The 16,294-nt window shown below is 70.1% G+C and carries 14 protein-coding genes and 1 pseudogene; 8 read left to right on the top strand and 7 right to left on the bottom strand.

The window, feature by feature from the left end; genetic code table 11:
• Positions 1–36 precede the first annotated feature (36 nt).
• The 6 genes from WS51_RS24190 to WS51_RS24165 all read right to left on the bottom strand — a co-directional run bounded on the left by WS51_RS24190 (position 37) and on the right by WS51_RS24165 (position 7,468).
• A complete protein-coding gene (locus WS51_RS24190; RefSeq protein WP_069229867.1) occupies positions 37–924 on the bottom strand; it encodes a polysaccharide deacetylase family protein in 888 nt (295 codons plus the stop codon).
• Positions 921–3,401 (bottom strand): MMPL family transporter, encoded by a 2,481-nt coding sequence (locus WS51_RS24185; protein ID WP_069229866.1) that lies wholly within the window; start codon positions 3,399–3,401, stop codon positions 921–923. Before WS51_RS24185 ends, WS51_RS24190 begins: the two co-directional genes overlap by 4 nt.
• On the bottom strand, positions 3,401–4,048 hold the full coding sequence (locus tag WS51_RS24180) for an outer membrane lipoprotein carrier protein LolA (RefSeq protein ID WP_059790068.1): 648 nt from the start codon (positions 4,046–4,048) through the stop codon (positions 3,401–3,403). The genes WS51_RS24185 and WS51_RS24180 overlap by 1 nt, the downstream gene beginning before the upstream one ends.
• The gene (locus WS51_RS24175) at positions 4,045–5,019 is read right to left on the bottom strand and encodes an LpxL/LpxP family acyltransferase (protein ID WP_069229865.1); all 975 of its coding nucleotides are present in this window, start codon (positions 5,017–5,019) and stop codon (positions 4,045–4,047) included. Before WS51_RS24175 ends, WS51_RS24180 begins: the two co-directional genes overlap by 4 nt.
• Positions 5,016–6,758, bottom strand: coding sequence for an AMP-binding protein (locus WS51_RS24170; protein WP_069229864.1), 1,743 nt, complete (start codon positions 6,756–6,758; stop codon positions 5,016–5,018). The genes WS51_RS24175 and WS51_RS24170 overlap by 4 nt, the downstream gene beginning before the upstream one ends.
• Before the next feature lie 65 nt (positions 6,759–6,823).
• Positions 6,824–7,468, bottom strand: coding sequence for a COG4648 family protein (locus tag WS51_RS24165; RefSeq protein WP_059447891.1), 645 nt, complete (start codon positions 7,466–7,468; stop codon positions 6,824–6,826).
• Positions 7,469–8,055: 587 nt separating this feature from the next.
• Between WS51_RS24165 and WS51_RS24160 the strand changes: the two genes are divergently transcribed.
• The 5 genes from WS51_RS24160 to loiP all read left to right on the top strand — a co-directional run bounded on the left by WS51_RS24160 (position 8,056) and on the right by loiP (position 12,368).
• Complete coding sequence (locus WS51_RS24160; protein ID WP_059447890.1) at positions 8,056–8,316, top strand: phosphopantetheine-binding protein; 261 nt, start codon at positions 8,056–8,058, stop codon at positions 8,314–8,316.
• Positions 8,317–8,429: 113 nt separating this feature from the next.
• Complete coding sequence (gene fabG, locus WS51_RS24155) at positions 8,430–9,146, top strand: 3-oxoacyl-ACP reductase FabG (RefSeq protein WP_059790059.1); 717 nt, start codon at positions 8,430–8,432, stop codon at positions 9,144–9,146.
• Positions 9,147–9,243: 97 nt separating this feature from the next.
• A complete protein-coding gene (locus tag WS51_RS24150) occupies positions 9,244–10,533 on the top strand; it encodes a chorismate transformation FkbO/Hyg5 family protein (protein ID WP_069229863.1) in 1,290 nt (429 codons plus the stop codon).
• 116 nt (positions 10,534–10,649) lie between these two features.
• Positions 10,650–11,456 (top strand): glycosyltransferase family 2 protein, encoded by an 807-nt coding sequence (locus WS51_RS24145; RefSeq protein ID WP_059506851.1) that lies wholly within the window; start codon positions 10,650–10,652, stop codon positions 11,454–11,456.
• A 150-nt stretch (positions 11,457–11,606) separates the two neighbouring features.
• Positions 11,607–12,368 (top strand): metalloprotease LoiP, encoded by a 762-nt coding sequence (gene loiP, locus WS51_RS24140; protein WP_069229862.1) that lies wholly within the window; start codon positions 11,607–11,609, stop codon positions 12,366–12,368.
• A 118-nt stretch (positions 12,369–12,486) separates the two neighbouring features.
• Here the strand turns inward: loiP and WS51_RS32925 are convergent.
• Positions 12,487–12,639 (bottom strand): annotated as a pseudogene (locus WS51_RS32925) (L-lactate permease); the annotation flags it as partial.
• A gap of 125 nt (positions 12,640–12,764) precedes the next feature.
• Between WS51_RS32925 and WS51_RS24135 the strand changes: the two are divergent.
• From WS51_RS24135 to WS51_RS24125, 3 genes are all read left to right on the top strand, one after another.
• Positions 12,765–14,390, top strand: a complete 1,626-nt coding sequence (locus WS51_RS24135; RefSeq protein WP_059868422.1) for a phospholipase D family protein — start codon at positions 12,765–12,767, stop codon at positions 14,388–14,390.
• A 251-nt stretch (positions 14,391–14,641) separates the two neighbouring features.
• Positions 14,642–15,415 (top strand): class II aldolase/adducin family protein, encoded by a 774-nt coding sequence (locus WS51_RS24130; protein ID WP_059790079.1) that lies wholly within the window; start codon positions 14,642–14,644, stop codon positions 15,413–15,415.
• Between the two features lie 361 nt (positions 15,416–15,776).
• Positions 15,777–16,211 (top strand): CHRD domain-containing protein, encoded by a 435-nt coding sequence (locus WS51_RS24125; protein ID WP_059545341.1) that lies wholly within the window; start codon positions 15,777–15,779, stop codon positions 16,209–16,211.
• The last annotated feature ends 83 nt before the right edge of the window (positions 16,212–16,294 follow it).

The raw sequence follows: 16,294 nt of genomic DNA, 5'->3' as shown, positions 1-16,294 counted from the left end.
GCGCCGCAGCGAGGCTGGCGGGCGCGCCGGGCGTGGTCAGATTTTATCAAACGGGCATGCCGGCGTGCCCGGCTGGCCGGGCGGTTCGGGCGCGAGCGCGGCGCGCAGCGTGGTCCACTGCAGCTGCGCATCGGCGGCCGCGCGAACCAGCGCGGGGAGCACGTCGAGCACGACCGGTTCGCCGCGCGCGTCGCGCGCCGCATGGCCGTCGTGCACGAGCAGGATGTCGCGCGGCGCGAGACCGTCGAGCAGGCGGCGCGTGACGATGGCCGCGTCGCGCGCGCGCGTGTCGAAGCCGCGCCGTGTCCAGCTGGCGAGCTGCAGCCCGAGCTCGCACAGCACCGGCTCGAGAAACGGATTGCGCAGGCCGGCCGGCGCGCGGAAGAAGCGCGGACGCGTGCCGGCGATTTCGGTCAGCGTCTGCTGCGCGGCCGCGATTTCGCGCCGCAGCGCGGCGGGCCCGGACAACGAGAACGTATGCCGGTGCCGCTGGCTGTGGTTTTCCACCGCATGGCCGCGCGCGACGATCGCTTCGATCCATCGCGGATGGCGGCGCGCGAGATCGCCGATGCAGAAGAACGTCGCGCGCGCATCGTAACGATCGAGCAGGTCGAGCACGCGCGGCGTGACGTCGGGGTCGGGGCCGTCGTCGATCGTCAGCGCGATACGGCGGCCGGCGCCGGCCGGCAGGCGCGTCCAGTTCGGCCCCAGCAGCGCGCTGCGCGGCCACAGGCCGGCGGCGGTCAGCGCGAGATGCGACGCGACCACGCCGCCTGCGGCCCACGGCCACGCGGCCGGCTGCGCGACGACGGCCGCGAGCGCGCCCGCATGCAGCGCGGCCGTGCCCGCGATCAGCGGCGTCGGCTTCCAGCGGCGCGCGTCGGTGCCGGGCTGTCGCGGCGGAACGGATGACGGCGCGTTCATCCGCGGGCTCCTGTCAGATCGGAAAGTGTGCGGCGCGTCGCCGCGCCACGCGGCGCGAGAATCGCAGCGAATGCGAGCGCGAGCATCGCGCCGGGGCCGACGGTCAGCCCGAAGGTTTCGAGCAGCGGCACGCGCGACAGCGCAAGCAGGCCGAAGCCGGCGACCGTCGCGAGGTTCGCGATCAGCAGCGACACGAGCGTGTACGGCGTGACCGGTTGCGCATCGTCGCGCTTGCAGAAGAACAGCGCATAGTTCGAGCCGACCGCGACGATCAGCAGCATTCCGACGAGATGCAGGATGGTCAGCGGCACGCCGGCGAGCGCGAAGCCGGCCGTCACGACCAGCACGGCCGCGATCAGCGGCGCGAGCGCGCGCACGGCGCGGCGCGGCGAGCGCAGCGCGATCAACAGCAGCACGGCGATCGCCGCGAAACCCGCGAGCGACAGGTGCAGATCCTCGCGCACGTAGTTCACGTACAGGCCGTTGGCCTCGGCCTTCATGTCGACGAACAGCGCATCCGGCACGCCGGCGCGCGCGACGGCCGCGCGGATCGGCGCGGCATCGAGCGCCGGTGCCGCCGCCGAAGCCGCGCGTGCGGCATCCGGCGCGCGCAGCGGCAGCATCGCGCTCCAGCGGCCCGCACGCTCGGTCAGCAGCGCGTCGACGGCGAGCGCCATCGACGTGCCGCGCAGGTCCGCACGCGTGAGCAACGGCGCGTGACGCGCGGCCTCGACATCGACGATGAACGGCGCGAACAGCTCGGGTTTGACCGACACGGGCTGGTTCGCGACGGCCTCGCGCATTCTCGCGGCGAGCACGTCGGCATCCGGCAGGCTCGCCTGGCGCGCGCGCTGCGTGGCATTACTCGGCAGATAGCGCGCGGGACTCTCGAAGCCCGCGAGCGTGCCGCGATCGACGAGCGGCTGCAATTGCGCGGCCACCCGTTCCGCGCGTTCGAGTGCGGCCTGTTCGGTCGGCGCGGAAATCACGACGAGATAGCGTACGTCCGGTGCGCCGACATCGGCGCGCAGGCGCGCGTCGAGGGTCTGCGCGCGGGCGGGCACGGGGCTCAGCGCCGCAAGCTCGCGGCTCCACAGGCGGTCGTGATGCCACACGAGCGTCGCGCACGCGGCGAGCACGAGCACGCCGAGCGGCCAGCGCAGTCGCGGCGCCGCAGCGGCCGCGCGCGCGAGCACCGCGCCGATGCGCGACACGTCGCGAATCGCAACGTGCTCGCCGCGCAGGTGAGGCAGCACGAAGCGCGTGACGAGCGCGGCGGCCGTCAGGCCGGCGATCGAGTACAGCCCGAGCTGCACGAGGCCCGGAAAGCCGGAGAACAGCATCGACGCGAAACCGCACACGGACGTCAGCACGCCGAGGCGGATCGTCGGCCAGTATGCGGCGACCCACGCGCGTGTCGCATCGGCGGGCCGCGCGGTGCCGCGCGAGCCGGCCTGCGCCGACTGCACGAAAAGATAGATCGAGTAGTCGACCGCTTCGCCGATCAGCGTCGTGCCGAAACCGAGCGTCAGCCCGTGGACCGTGCCGAACGCGATGCCGACCGCCGCGATGCCGGCCGCGATGCCCGTCAGCACCGGCAGCAGCCCTAGCGCGAGCGTGCGCGGCGAACGGTACAGCGTCAGCAGCAGCGCGACGATCAGCACGACGCTCGCCGTCGACAGCCGTTCGACGTCGTGCCGGATCGTGTCGCGCGTGTCGACCGAGAACACGCCGGGGCCGGTCATCGCGAGCGTGTATGCGGCGCCGTTCGGCAGCGTTCGCGTCGCGGCGGCGAACGCGTGGCGCACCGCATCGATCGCACGCGCCTGCGCGTCGGTGTCGGCGCCGGCGGCGGCCGTCTGCACGACCAGCACCGCGCGCGTGCCGTCGCGCGACGCCCATACGCCGTCGCGCATCGCGGGCTGCGCGCCGCTGTCGAGCCGGTCGATGAGCGCGGTCACTTCGCCGGTCGGGTCGCGCGGCAACATCGCCTTCGCGACGAGGCCGGCCGACGAGCTCAGCAGGTCGAGGCTGTCGCCGAGCGCCTGGTGCAGGCCGTCCGCGCTGAAGCGTTGCGGCGAGACGGCCGGGCTCAGCAGGTAGCGATGGTCGAACACGAATTGCCGGTCGCGCGCGTCGTCGACGGCTTCGCCGTTGTTGACCGCCGAGAATTGCCGGTCGGCGCGCAGCGTGCCGGCGACGCGCCGCGACAGCGCGGCGCGCGTGGCCGCATCGCCGCCGTCGATCGCGACGAGGATCATCCGCGACACGATGCCGTCGCGCAATTGATCGACGAGCACGCGCTGGCCGGCGCTCGGCGCGCTCGGCAGGAACGCGGACAGGTCGGCCGTGAAGTTCGCGCGGGCGATCGCGATCCCGCACGCGACGAGCGCGAGCAGCCACGCGAGCACGGCGCGTTGCCGCCACGCAGGCGTGCGGTGCGCGACGGGGGCGCTTGGCCGGGTACGTTCGTCCATCACTTCGCTGGCACGGGTTGCAGGCGCATCGTCGAATGATCGCCGTCGGCCTGCTGGATCGCGACGCTGCGCAACACGTCGCGCGAGCCCTCGAGCGTGATCGTGCTGACGACCTTCAGCATCCGCGAATCGAGCGGTGTGAGCATCAGCGTCCAGTCGTCGCCGCGGCCGGCGAGCGCGACCTTGTAGACCTGCTCGAGCGCATAGCGATTGCCCGCGAGCGTCGCGCGGATGCTGTCGATGAACGCGCCGAGCTCCGGATAGCGCGCAAGCGCGAGCGTGTACTTGCGGTTGTTGCGCTCGACGGTGAGCATGTCGCCGTCGACGACGAGATGCTCGGGCTTCGGGCTGAGCGTGTGTTTCTCGAGGTGATCCGGCGCGACGAACACGAGCTCGCCCGACGATTCGAGCGGTTGCGCGGCGATCGACAGCGTCTTCGTCTCGGTGAACGTCGCGCGCCCGGACTTGTGCTGCGCGAGCGTCGACATCAGCCGGTCCAGGGTCCACGACGCCGAACCGGTGTCGGCCGCGTGCGCTGGCAACGCGAGCGCGACGGCGGCCGTGATGGCGAACCTGCGCGCCGAGCGGCGCAGCGCGCGCGCGCCCGGCAGCGGAAACGGCAACGTGAAGCGGCGAGCTGCGGTCATGCGTCGGAATCCCTCGTGGCGGGCAGGCCGGCGCACGCGCGCGCATCGTCGCGGTGCGCGGCGGCGGTGCCGGTCTGCCAGAAATCGAAATAGTTGAACCAGTTGTACGGCGCCGCGCGGCAATACTTGTCGAGCAGCGCGACGTAGCGCGCGAGCGCCGCGTCGACGGCCGCCGCGCGCGTGTCGCGGCGCACGTCGGAGAAATCGGCGAGCGTCTCGAAGTGCACGTCGTAGCGGTTGCCGTCGCGATAGAGGCCCGTCATGAACAGCACCGGGCGCCGCAGCATCGCGGCCATGTACAGCGGCCCGAGCGGGAACGCGGCCGGTGCGCCGAGCAGCGGCAACCGCCGCAGCGACGTGGCCGCATCGTCGAGCAGCGTGCGGTCGGCGAGCATGCCGACCATGCAATTCGCGTCGAGGCGTTCGCGCACCTTCAGCATCGAGTCGACCTGCCCGAGCGGAATCACTTCCGGTTTCGCGGCCGGATTCACGGCGGCGAGCGTCGCGTTGATCTTGCGCGCGTTCTCTTCGAACATCGTGACGACGACCCGCAGGTCCGCACGCGTGCGGCCGATCGCGCGCACGACTTCGAAGCTGCCGAGGTGCGCGCCCATCAGGAATACGCCGCGCCCGGCGGCGAGTGCGTCGTCGACGCGCGTTTCGCCATGCAGCCGGATGTCGAACAGATCGAAGCGTCCGTTCATCAGGTAGATGCGGTCGTGGATCGTCGCCGCGAACGTGAACACGTGCCGGTACACGTCGCGCCAGCGGGCGGGACGGCCGAGCACGCGGCGCAGATAGTCGCGCGACGCCGCGCAGGCGGCCGGCGAGAACAGCACGAAATAGGCCGCGATGGCGTGCAGCACGACGCGCGACGGCCGCCGGCCGAGCCGCAGCGAGATCCACGTCATCGCACGCAGCAACGCCGCGTTGCTGCGCTCCTGGCGCTCGGCCCATGCGGTGCGCTTCATGGTTGTGCACCGTCCTGCGCGGCAGCCGGCGCGGACAGCACACCGGTGGCGACGTCGCGCGCGCCGGCGCGCAACGTGAAGCGGATCGGGCCGCCCGCTGCCGCATCGAACGCGAGATCGAGCGGCTCGCCGGGCGCGACCGGGCTCAGGAATTTCGCGGAAGCCAGCCGCCACGTGTGCAGCGGGCGGTTCAGCGATGCGCCGAGTGCCGCGATCGCGTGATCGAGCAGCACGACGCCCGGCACGATCGGATGACCGGGGAAATGACCGGGCAGCGCAGGGTGGTCGGCGGGTATCGTGAACGCAAGCGGCGCATCCGCAACGACGGGCTCGGTCGCGTTGGCTGTCGCGGTGCGCGCGTGCCGTGCGACGAGCGCGGCGAGCACGTCGCGCGGCAGCTTGCCCGTTTCGTTGCGCGGCAATGCGTCGACGAACACGAGCGGACGCGGCATGAATGCGGGATCGATTCGTTCGCGCAGCGCGCGCTGCAGGTCGGCCGCGGCGAGCGTCGGCGCGACCACGAGCGCGACGAGCCGCGTGACCGGTTCGCGGGTCGCATCGGCACCGGCCGGCGCGGCGTCGTCCGGCATGAAGAACACGCCGTCCACGACGCCGGCGATCGCGTTCAACTGGTGATTCAGATAGGTGAGCGACGTGCGCTTGCCGGCGATGTTGACGAGGTCCGCCTTGCGGCCGTGCAGCAGGACCCGGCCGTCGCCGAGCAGCTCGAGCGCGTCGCCCATCGGCACGGGAGTTTCGACGTGGCCGCCCGACGCCCACACGGTCGGGCCGCTGTCGTCGCCTGCGTCATGTGCTGCGCGGGCGTCGAGACGGATGCCGGGGAAGAGCTGCCACGTCGCGCCTTGCGACGTGCGGCGGGTCGCGATCTGGCCGGTCTCGGTGCTGCCGTAGATCTCGACGAGCGGCGCATCGAGCGCGGCCTCGGCTTCGCACGCGAGCTTCTCCGACAGCGGCGCGGTGGCCGACAGCACGAGCGCGGCAGGCGGCAGCGCGTGGCCGGCCGACAGCAGCGCGCGCAGGTGAATCGGCGACGTGACCAGCACGCGCGGCTGCGGGATCGCGGCGAGTTCGTCGCGAATGTCGACCGGGTAGAACGGCTGGCGGTTGCTGAACGCGAGGCCGCCGATCAGCGCGAGCAGCACCGTCGATTCGAAGCCGTACATGTGCTGCGCGGGCACGGTGCCGATCAGCGTGGCCGCGCGGCCGTCGAGCAGGCCGAGGCGGTCGGCCGCCGCGCGCACGCAGCCGACCAGGAAGCCCCAGGTCTTGCGATGCGGCACCGGCGCGCCGGTCGAACCGGACGTGAACACGTACGCCATGATCCGCGACGCGTCGATCAGCGGCACCTCGCACGGCGCGTCATCCGCGAGGTCGCCGGGCGCGGCGTCCGGATACGCGAAGCGCGGCAGGTCGATCGCGCAGTCCGGCGCGTCGTGCAGGCAGAACGCGTCCGGCGCGAACGACGCGAGTTGGCGCACCATCTCCGGCGTGTGCGTCGACGGCAGCAGGCTGATCCTGCCGGCGACGAGCGCCGCGCACAGGCTGACCGCGAAGCGGTAGCGATCGCGGCACACGTTGAACACGTGGCCGCCGGCGGGCAGCGCGGCGGCCACGCGCGCGACGTCGGCGACGAACGCGCGCACGCTGACGGGCGCACCGTCGCGCCAGGCAATCGTCTGATCCGGCGAGGAATGAAACACCAGCGGGTAAGTCGGCATAAATCGTCTGAAGCGGGAGACGGTCACCGGCGCGGCCGTGATGCGGCGCCGCGCCGGTCATGAATTCATCGTGACGGCTGCGTCGACGCACGATATGCGCGCACCGCGTCGACCATTCGCGGCCGCGCGTCATGCGGCAGTGCGAAGCGCCGGCACGCATGCTCGGCGGCGAACATCGCGGCGACGAGCGGCAGCGACAGGTAGTTCGCGAACGTCGACCACGTGACGATCGGCGCGGTCGCGAACAGCAGCGTCGACACGGCGGCGATCGCGACGAAGAACAGCGTCCATGCGAGCGTGATGCGTCGCGTGTAGCGTGCGACGGCCGGCGTGATCGTGCCGTGGATCATCGTCGCGAAGCGCGTGCACAGCGGCACCTGGCCGGCGGCGAGCGTGCGGCCGAACAGCAGCGCCATCGCGAGGTTGAAGCTCGCGTGTTCCAGATACAGGCCCCATTCGAAATGGCGCGCGAGCGCGGTGCGCCCGATCCACAGCGCGACGGCGGCCAGCAGCCATGCGGGCACCAGCCAGCCACGCCGCGGCGAGCGCCATGCCGCGCCGAGCGCAAGCAGCAGCGGTGGCACGAGCGCCATCGCGAGGCCGAAGCCGTGCGCGCCGGGCGTGGCGGCCGCGTAGTGCGCGCCGATCTGGTACGCCGCCACTGCGGCGAGCGCGCCGACGCCGCGCGCGATGCCGAGCGGCGAGCTCATCGCTGCACTCCGCGCACGCAACGCATGCGTGCATTGCCGCCGTTGTTCGCGGCACGGCGGCGAACGGGCGGGCAAACCGGGGCGAGGCGAACGGAAGGGCGCGGCATGGTTGCTGGAAACATCGGGTGAATCGAGGCCGGACGCATTCGCCGGGCCATCAAACATCATATGAATGGCGGCCGCGACGCATGTCCCGGCCGACTGTCGGGCACGCACATTTTAGGGCCGCGGGGCGGCGGTTCGCGCGCGGCGCGCGCGGGTTTTGTAACCGAATGTATGGCAGCGCACTGAACCTTTCGCGGCGGCGATTCATATCCGCCCGAAGCGGCTCAAGCATCTGCTGCGATCGGGTCCCGAAACCGGGTGCGGCGGGGGCCTTCAGTCTGTAACCATTCCGCGTATACGTGCCGATACCCGTTCGTCTAGAATCCGCGTAACTTTTACACACGACCCCCGATAACGCAGGCGGGGAGCCGGCAGACGCCGGAGGGACGGAGATTTGCGCGGGCTTCGCACGCGCCGGTCGCGCACGACGATTGCCGTTTCCGGGCGCCTCCCGCTGCCATGGCCGCCTGCCCGCAAGCATGATGAACGCACTCGAACAAGAGCTCGCCACGCTGATCATCGGCGAACTGAATCTCGAAGACGTCCCGCTCGAAACGGTGACGGCCGAGACCCCGCTGTATGGCGAAGGCTTCGGGCTCGACTCCATCGACATCCTGGAAATCGCGCTGCTGATTTCGAAGAAGTACGGCTTCGAGCTGCGATCGGACAATCCCGACAACCAGAAGATCTTCGCGACGCTCGGCGCGCTTGCCGGGTACGTCGCCGCGCATCGCACGAAGTGACGGCGGCGCGCACGGGCGCGACGCGGCACGAAGACGATGACGGCATGGCGACGGTGGCCGCACGAACCGCCGGCACGGCGATCGAGAGGAAACGCGATGAACGGAGCAATGCGATGCGTGCGCTCGTAACGGGTGGCAGCGGCGCACTCGGGCAGGCGATCTGCACGGCGCTCGCGCAGGCCGGCCACGAAGTCTGGGTGCACGCGAACCGGAATCTCGCGCAGGCGGAGGCGATCGCGCAGTACATCGTCGCGGCCGGCGGCATCGCGCATGCGATTGCATTCGACGTGACCGACGCCGATGCGACGCTCGCCGCGCTCGCGCCGTTCATCGACGACGCGCCGGTGCAGATCCTCGTGAACAACGCGGGCATTCACGACGACGCGCCGATGGCCGGCATGTCGCGCCGGCAGTGGCACAGCGTGATCGACGTGACGCTCAACGGGTTTTTCAACGTGACGCAGCCGTTGCTGCTGCCGATGATTCGCACGCGGCGCGGCCGGATCGTCAACATCGCGTCGGTCGCGGGCGTGACCGGCAATCGCGGGCAGGTGAACTACGCGGCCGCGAAGGCGGGGCTGATCGGCGCGACGAAGTCGCTGTCGCTGGAGCTCGCGTCGCGCGGCATCACGGTGAATGCGGTCGCGCCCGGCATCATCGAATCGCCGATGGCGGACCCTGCGTTTCCCGTCGAACGGATCAGGCAGCTCGTGCCGGCGCAACGCGCGGGCCGGCCCGATGAAGTCGCGGCGATGGTCGCATATCTGGTATCCGACGCGGCCGCTTATGTGACGGGGCAGGTGCTGTCCGTCAACGGCGGGCTCGCATGACGATGCGCACGGCGTCGGCCTGACGCGACGCAACGGCGCGCAACGCGGTGCGTGGCCACGATGGCGCGCATCCGCATCGCATAGTGAGGAAATCGAAGTGTCAGTGCATCCAGTCGACGCCGAACGGCGAGCGTCTTCCGTGCCGTCCGCCCCGGCCGTGCTCGCGCGCGAACCCGTGGCGGGCGCGGCGGCCGCATCGCACGCGGGCATGTCGTCGGCAGCGAACGGCGGCGACCGTGCGTTGCGGCTCGTCCGGATCGATCATGCGCGGCTGGCTGCACTGCTGGACGCCGGGCAGCAACGGGCAGACGCATTCGACCGCGCGTTTCCCGGCGCGCTCGGGGCGGTCTGCATCGGCGCGGCCGGCGCGCCGGCCGACGCGATGGCCCGCATGCTCGCCGCCGCCGCGCCCGACCTGCCGCTCGCACCGGTGCGGATGGCGCTGCTCGACGCCGGCGGCCACGCAGGCGCGGGCGCGGTCTGCGAAATCTGGCAGTGCGACGCGCACGACCTGCGCAGCGAGCGACGCGGCGCGCTGCAGTATCGCTACAGCGAAACGGCGGGGCTCGCGTTCGGCAGCATCGTCGTGCAGGAACAGGCGGAAGCGATCGATGCCGATCGCGATGGCGGCACGCCGCTCGAGCGCGCCACATACGATGCGTACCGCACGCTGTTCGACGTGCTCGATATGCTCGGCATTGCACATGCGCTGCGAATCTGGAACACCGTGCCCGCAATCAACGCGCTGCAGTTCGGGATCGAGCGCTATCGTCAGTTCAATATCGGCAGGCAGCGCGCGTTCGACGCGTGCCGCCGCGCACTGACGGGCAGCGTGCCGGCGGCCTGCGCGCTCGGCTCGATCGCGCCGGTCACGGGCGACGCGCCGCCTGCCGCGCCGCTCGCGATCCATTTCATCGCGAGCCGCACGCCGGCCGATCCGGTCGAGAACCCGCGTCAGGTCAGCGCGTATCACTATCCGGCGGAATACGGGCCGCGTGCGCCGACGTTCGCGCGCGCGGCCGCGTGGCCTGCCGACGAAGCGTCGCCGCTGCTGTTCGTATCGGGCACCGCGAGCATCGTCGGGCATCGCACCGTGCATCGCGGCGACGTCGTCGCGCAAACGCGCGAGACGATCTCGAACCTGGCCGCCGTGCTCGAGCAGGCCGCGCGGCAGGGGCACGGCGCTTTCACGCTGGCCGACCTGAGCTACCGCGTGTACGTGCGCGACGCCGGCGATGCCGCGGCGCTCGCCGCGATCGAACGCGCGCTGCGCGAAGCGGCGGGCGCCGCCGTACGGCTGCTGTTCGTCCACGCGGACGTGTGCCGCGACGATCTGCTGGTCGAGATCGACGCGAGCGCCGGCCATCCGCTGGAGCACCTGTCGTGAAGCGCGCGGGCCTGTCGTTGCGCGAACCGTCGCCCGGCGTCGACCAGTCCGGTCCGCGCTCGTCGGCCGGTCATACACTTTTGTCAGGATCCTTGTCTTCGCAATCGGCCGTTCCCATGTCCAAGCTGCACGCCTCGTCGACCCATCTCGTACTGATTCCGAGCTACAACCCAGGCGTCAAGGTCGACACGACCGTGCGCAACGCCCGCGCGCAGTGGAATCCGGTGTGGGTCGTCGTCGACGGCAGCACCGACGGCAGCGCCGAGCGGCTGCAGGCGATGGCCGAGCGCGACCCCGGGCTCCGCGTGATCGTGCTGCCGGAGAACCGCGGCAAGGGCGCCGCGGTGTTGGCCGGGCTCGACGCGGCGGCCGCGAGCGGCTTCACGCACGTGCTGACGATGGACTCCGACGGCCAGCACCCGGCCGACCTGATTCCCGAGTTCATGGCCGCGTCGCAGGCGGCGCCGGACGCGATGGTGCTGGGCCTGCCGAAGTTCGACGCGAGCGCGCCGCAGCTGCGCGTGCAGGGCCGTCGGCTGTCGAACGGATGGGCCGACCTCGAGACGCTGTGGGCCGGGATCGGCGATTCGCTGTACGGCTTTCGCGTGTATCCGGTCGCGCCGCTCGCCGCGATCATGCATCGCCAGCCGTGGATGCGCGGCTTCGACTTCGACCCGGAAGCCGCCGTGCGGCTATGCTGGGCCGGGGTGCGGCCGATCCGCATCGACGCGCCGGTGCGCTACTTCGGCGCGCACGAGGGCGGCGTGTCGCATTTCCACTACGGCCGCGACAACGCGCTGCTCGTGTGGATGCACCTGCGGCTCTTCGCCGGTTTCGTGGTGCGACTGCCGATGCTGGTCGCACGGCGGCTCACGCGCCGCTCGCATGCCGCGCTCAGCCGATCGTCCGGCCGCGGCGATTGAGGGCCGGATTGTCGTCAATTCGTTGATCGATCGCGTCGTTCATTCCGGATCGTTCGGTAATCAAGTTGTCATTCGATGTAAACATCTGGTAATTTTCTGCCGGATTATGCAAAATCGCCGCTCTCAAATACAACTACCGAGGGATCCGGGATGCATATCAAGAAAGCGGCGGCAGCGTGTGGCATGGCGTTCCTGTTGAGCGCATGCGGCGGGGTGCAGAATCTCGACGCGAACAGCCTGACGTCGGCGGGGACCAGCCTGGTCAAGGCGGCGACGCTGTCGGACAGCGACATCGCGGCGCTGTCGAACGACTCTTGCAAGGCGAGCGACGCCGAATCGAAGATCGCCGCGCCGAACAGCGCGTATTCGAAGCGCCTGGCGAAGGTGATGAAGGGCTTCGGCGACATGACGCTGAACGGCCAGAAGATCAACTACAAGGTCTACATGACCAAGGACGTCAACGCGTGGGCGATGGGCAACGGCTGCGTGCGCGTGTACAGCGGCCTGATGGACATGATGAACGACGACGAACTGCGCGGCGTGATCGGTCATGAAATGGGCCACGTCGCGCTGGGTCACTCGAAGAAGGCGATGCAGACCGCCTACGCGGTCAGCGCGGCGCGCACCGCGGCGGGCGCGGCGTCGCCGGGCGTCGCGGCGCTGACGAGCTCGCAGCTCGGCGACATCACCGAGAAGTTCATCAACGCGCAGTTCTCGCAGACGCAGGAAAGCGCGGCCGACGACTACTCGTTCGATCTGCTGAAGCAGAAGAACATGAACCAGAAGGGCCTCGTCACCGCGTTCCAGAAGCTTGCGCAACTCGATGGCGGCAAGAGCTCGATGATGAGCTCGCACCCGTCGTCGGCGAGCCGTGCGCAGCACATCCAGGATCGCATCGCGAAGGGCAACTGATCGCCGTCCGGTGCGCCGGCCGCGTCCGGCGCGCTGGATAACGAAAGACCCCCACGCTCTTGCGGGCGTGGGGGTTTCGTTTTTCGGCGAACGGGGAAACGGCCGCGCCGCTCGCTTGTGGCACCATCCCGGGCAGCACGCAGGCCTGCCCGAGCGTGATCGGGCCGACGATCATCGCGAACAGCAGGCTGCGGCGAACCGTGAAGCGAAACAGCCCCGATTCGTTGCCGACGAGGCCGGTCGTCGCGCATGCCACCGCGATCGCCAGCGGCGCGCATGCGCGAGCCGCGCGATTGACCGGTTCATCGGGCGCCCACTAGAATCGGTTGGAACCACCGGTCAGCCGCACGTCGCGGCGATTGCGGATTCAACGATCCGCCTGTCGAGGAAGTTTCCGTGCTCACGTCCCTGATCCGGCGCGCGCCGGCCGCGCTGTCGTGGCGCGTCGCCTGCCGCGCGGCCCGCGCGCTCGCCGTCTGCGCGCTGCTGTCTTCGGTCGCCGCTTGCGCGACGCATCCGCCCGCCACCACACTCGATCGCTCCGTCTCGCATGCACTCCCGGCCGATACCGCGACGCCGCTGCGCAACGCGCTGGCCGCGCCGCAAGCCGCGCATCCGGGGCAATCGGGCTTCCGGCTGTTGTCCGACGGCGCGACCGCGCTGCAGATGCGCATCGCGCTTGCGCGCGCGGCGACGAAGACGCTCGACATGCAGTACTACATCGCGACCGAGGACACGACCGGCAAGCTGCTGCTCGCCGCGGCGCTGTATGCGGCCGACCGCGGCGTCCGGGTGCGGATGCTGGTCGACGACCTGAATTTCCGCGACATCGACCGCGTGATGGCCGCGCTGAACACACACCCGAAGATCGAGATTCGCGTGTTCAACCCGTTCGGCGCGTCGCACTACGGGATGGTCGAGCGCACGGCCAACTCGCTGACGCGGATCGACAGCTTCACGCGACGGATGCACAACAAGGCGATGATCGCGGACAACCAGATCGCGATCGTCGGCGGCCGCAACCTCGGCGACGAATATTTCAGCGCGAGCCCGACACTGCAGTTCCGCGATCTCGACGTGCTCGCCGCCGGGCCCGTGACGAACGACATCTCGAGGAGCTTCGACGACTACTGGGCGAGCGCGAGCAGCTATCCGCTGCGGGTGCTGAATCATCAGACGTTCGATCCGAAGGATCTCGACGCGATGCGCGACGAACTGCGCGACCACTGGCGCAAGAACGCCGATCCGTACAACGCGAAGCCGCTGAACGCGACGCCGCTCGCGCAGCAGATCGCGCGTGACGAGCTCGAGCTCGTGTGGGCGCCGGCCGAGTTCAAGGTCGACGCGCCGGACAAGATCGTGCGGCCGACCGATACGTACGTCAGTCCGCCGATGCAGCGCCTCGTCGAGCTGATGCGCGGCGCACAGCAGGAATTCCTCGCGTTCTCGCCGTACTTCGTGCCGCACGACGCGGGCGTGAAGATCCTCGGCGACACGGCCGCGCGCGGCGTGCGCGTCGCGATCCTGACCAATTCGCTCGCCGCGACCGACGCGGTCGCCGTACAAGCCGGCTACGCGCCGTACCGCGTGCCGCTGCTGCGGCGCGGCATCGAACTGTACGAATTCAAGGCGCGGCCGAACCCGCCGAGCGCGGGCCTGTTCGGTTCGCGCTCGCGCGCGAGCCTGCATGCGAAGGCGTACGTGATCGACCGCAAGGTCCTGGTGATCGGGTCGCTGAATCTCGATCCGCGCTCCGCGCACCTGAATACCGAACTCGCACTCGTAATCCACAGTCCGACGATCGCGCAGCAGGCCGCGGCGATCTTCGCGCGCGTGACGCAGCCGGACGAAAGCTATCGCGTGAGCCTCGCGACGCCGGCGGGCGGCGGCCCGGCCGAACTCGAGTGGACCGGCACCGACGACGGCGCGCCGGCGACCTATCACGTCGATCCGCATGCCGGGCTGATGCGCAACCTGATGACCGGATTCTTCATGCTGCTGCCGGTCGACGACCAGTTGTAAGGGCCGGAACGACTCGGGCCAAACCCGCGATACCGGTGCGCGGGGAAAGATGATATGGTTGTGCGCGCAACGATATTCGCATCGTGACGGGTGCCGCGGCACGGCTCGCGCAAGGCGGGCCGCAGCGGTGCCGAACGACGCGTCGCACGCGCGTGCGCCGGACGCAACCGCGCGCCGCGTGCACCGCCAGGAGACGAGGGACGACGCGCGAGCCGCCCGCGCGGCCGCGCCGCCCGCAACCGGAGTGCCCCATGCAACGTGTACCGAACCAGCCGTTCACGCGTCCTGCCCGCTTCTCCGAAGCCGAATGGCAGGCGCGCGTGCAGCTCGCGGCCGCCTACCGGATCTTCGACCATCTCGGCTGGACCGAGCTGATCTACAACCATATCTCGCTGCGCGTGCCGGGCGAGGACGGCCATTTCCTGATCAATCCGTTCGGGCTCCATTACCGCGAGGTATGCGCGTCGAACCTCGTGAAGATCGACATCGACGGCAACGTGATCGGCCATTCCGACTGGCCGATCAATCCGGCGGGCTTCACGTTCCACAGCGCGATCCATGCGGCGCTGCCCGACGCGCACTGCGTGATGCACGTGCATACGACGCCGACGATGGCCGTGTGCTGCTCGCGCGAAGGCCTGTCGTTCTCGAATTTCTATTCGGCGCAGTTGTACGGGAAGGTCGCGTATCACGATTTCGAGGGCATTACCGTGCATCTCGAGGAAGGCAGGCGCATCGTCGAGAGCGCCGGCGGGCGGCCCGTGCTGCTGCTGCGCAACCACGGGCCCGTGACGATCGGCGCGACGCTCGCGCAGACCTTCTCGTTGATGTGGCTGCTCAATCGTGCATGCGAAGTGCAGGTCGCGACCCGCGCGATCGGCGACGCACTGCCGATCGCGCCGCCGGTGCTCGAGGGCTGCGTGCGCGATTCGCTGAACTTCGATCCGAAGCACGGCGCGGGGCAGGATGCATTCGACGCGTTGCAGCGCATCGTCGACCGGATCGATCCGGGTTATCGCGCGTGAGGCGGGGCGCTGGCGCGACGTCGAACGCGATCGCGGCGGCCGCAATTGATTCGTGATGCTTGATGGCCCGCGAAGCGCAGCTTCGCTCGACGCCGCGGGCATGCCGCCCGGGCACGCGCAAAAAAAACGCGGCCGGGTGGCCGCGTGAATACTCGCAGACTCCTTCGGACGAAGGAAACAAGCAACTGTGAGACGAAGTGTAGCGAAAGGCCGCACGCGGATTCAGGGCTTGCGCTGCAAAGGTCTCTTCCAGGTTCCGTCAGGCTGGCGCGCGACGCCCCGGTGCCGGATCGGCGGCGATCGACTACCATCATGGAGCGCCCCCGTCCGGGGGGCGTACCCAGTCGTACAAGGAGGATTCATGCCGAAGCTGCGTTTGCTCCAGATGGCTTTGCTCGCGGGCGTGCTGGTCGCCGGCAGCGCCGCCGCCGAAACGGTGCGCCTGACAGCCAACCTGCAGCCGTCGAGCGAAGTGCCGCCCACCGCGACCAAGGGCGCCGGCGCCGTCGATGCGACCTACGACACGGCCACCCACATGTTGCGGTGGACGGTGACTTACGAACACCTCACGGGGCCGGCCACCGCCGCGCATTTCCACGGGCCCGCGCCGGTCGGCCAGAACGCCGGCGTGCAGGTACCGATTCCGAAGGACGCGCTCGAGAGCCCGATCAAGGGTTCCAGGGAGCTCACCGACTCGCAGGTCACCGACCTGATGGCCGGCAAGTGGTACTTCAACGTGCACACGAAGGAGCATCCGTCCGGCGAGATCCGCGGCCAGATGATGCCGGCGAGCTGACGCTGAAGCCGACGCTAGCCGGGGCCGGCGAACCGCCCGCCGGCGTTTGATATAGAGGCTCCCGTCGAGCGGCGCGGCGACGA

Origin of the sequence: Burkholderia territorii (assembly GCF_001718335.1) — a bacterium.
GTDB lineage: Bacteria > Pseudomonadota > Gammaproteobacteria > Burkholderiales > Burkholderiaceae > Burkholderia > Burkholderia territorii.
Note: the sequence above shows the minus strand (reverse complement) of the source record. Positions and strands in the feature narration are given on the sequence as shown.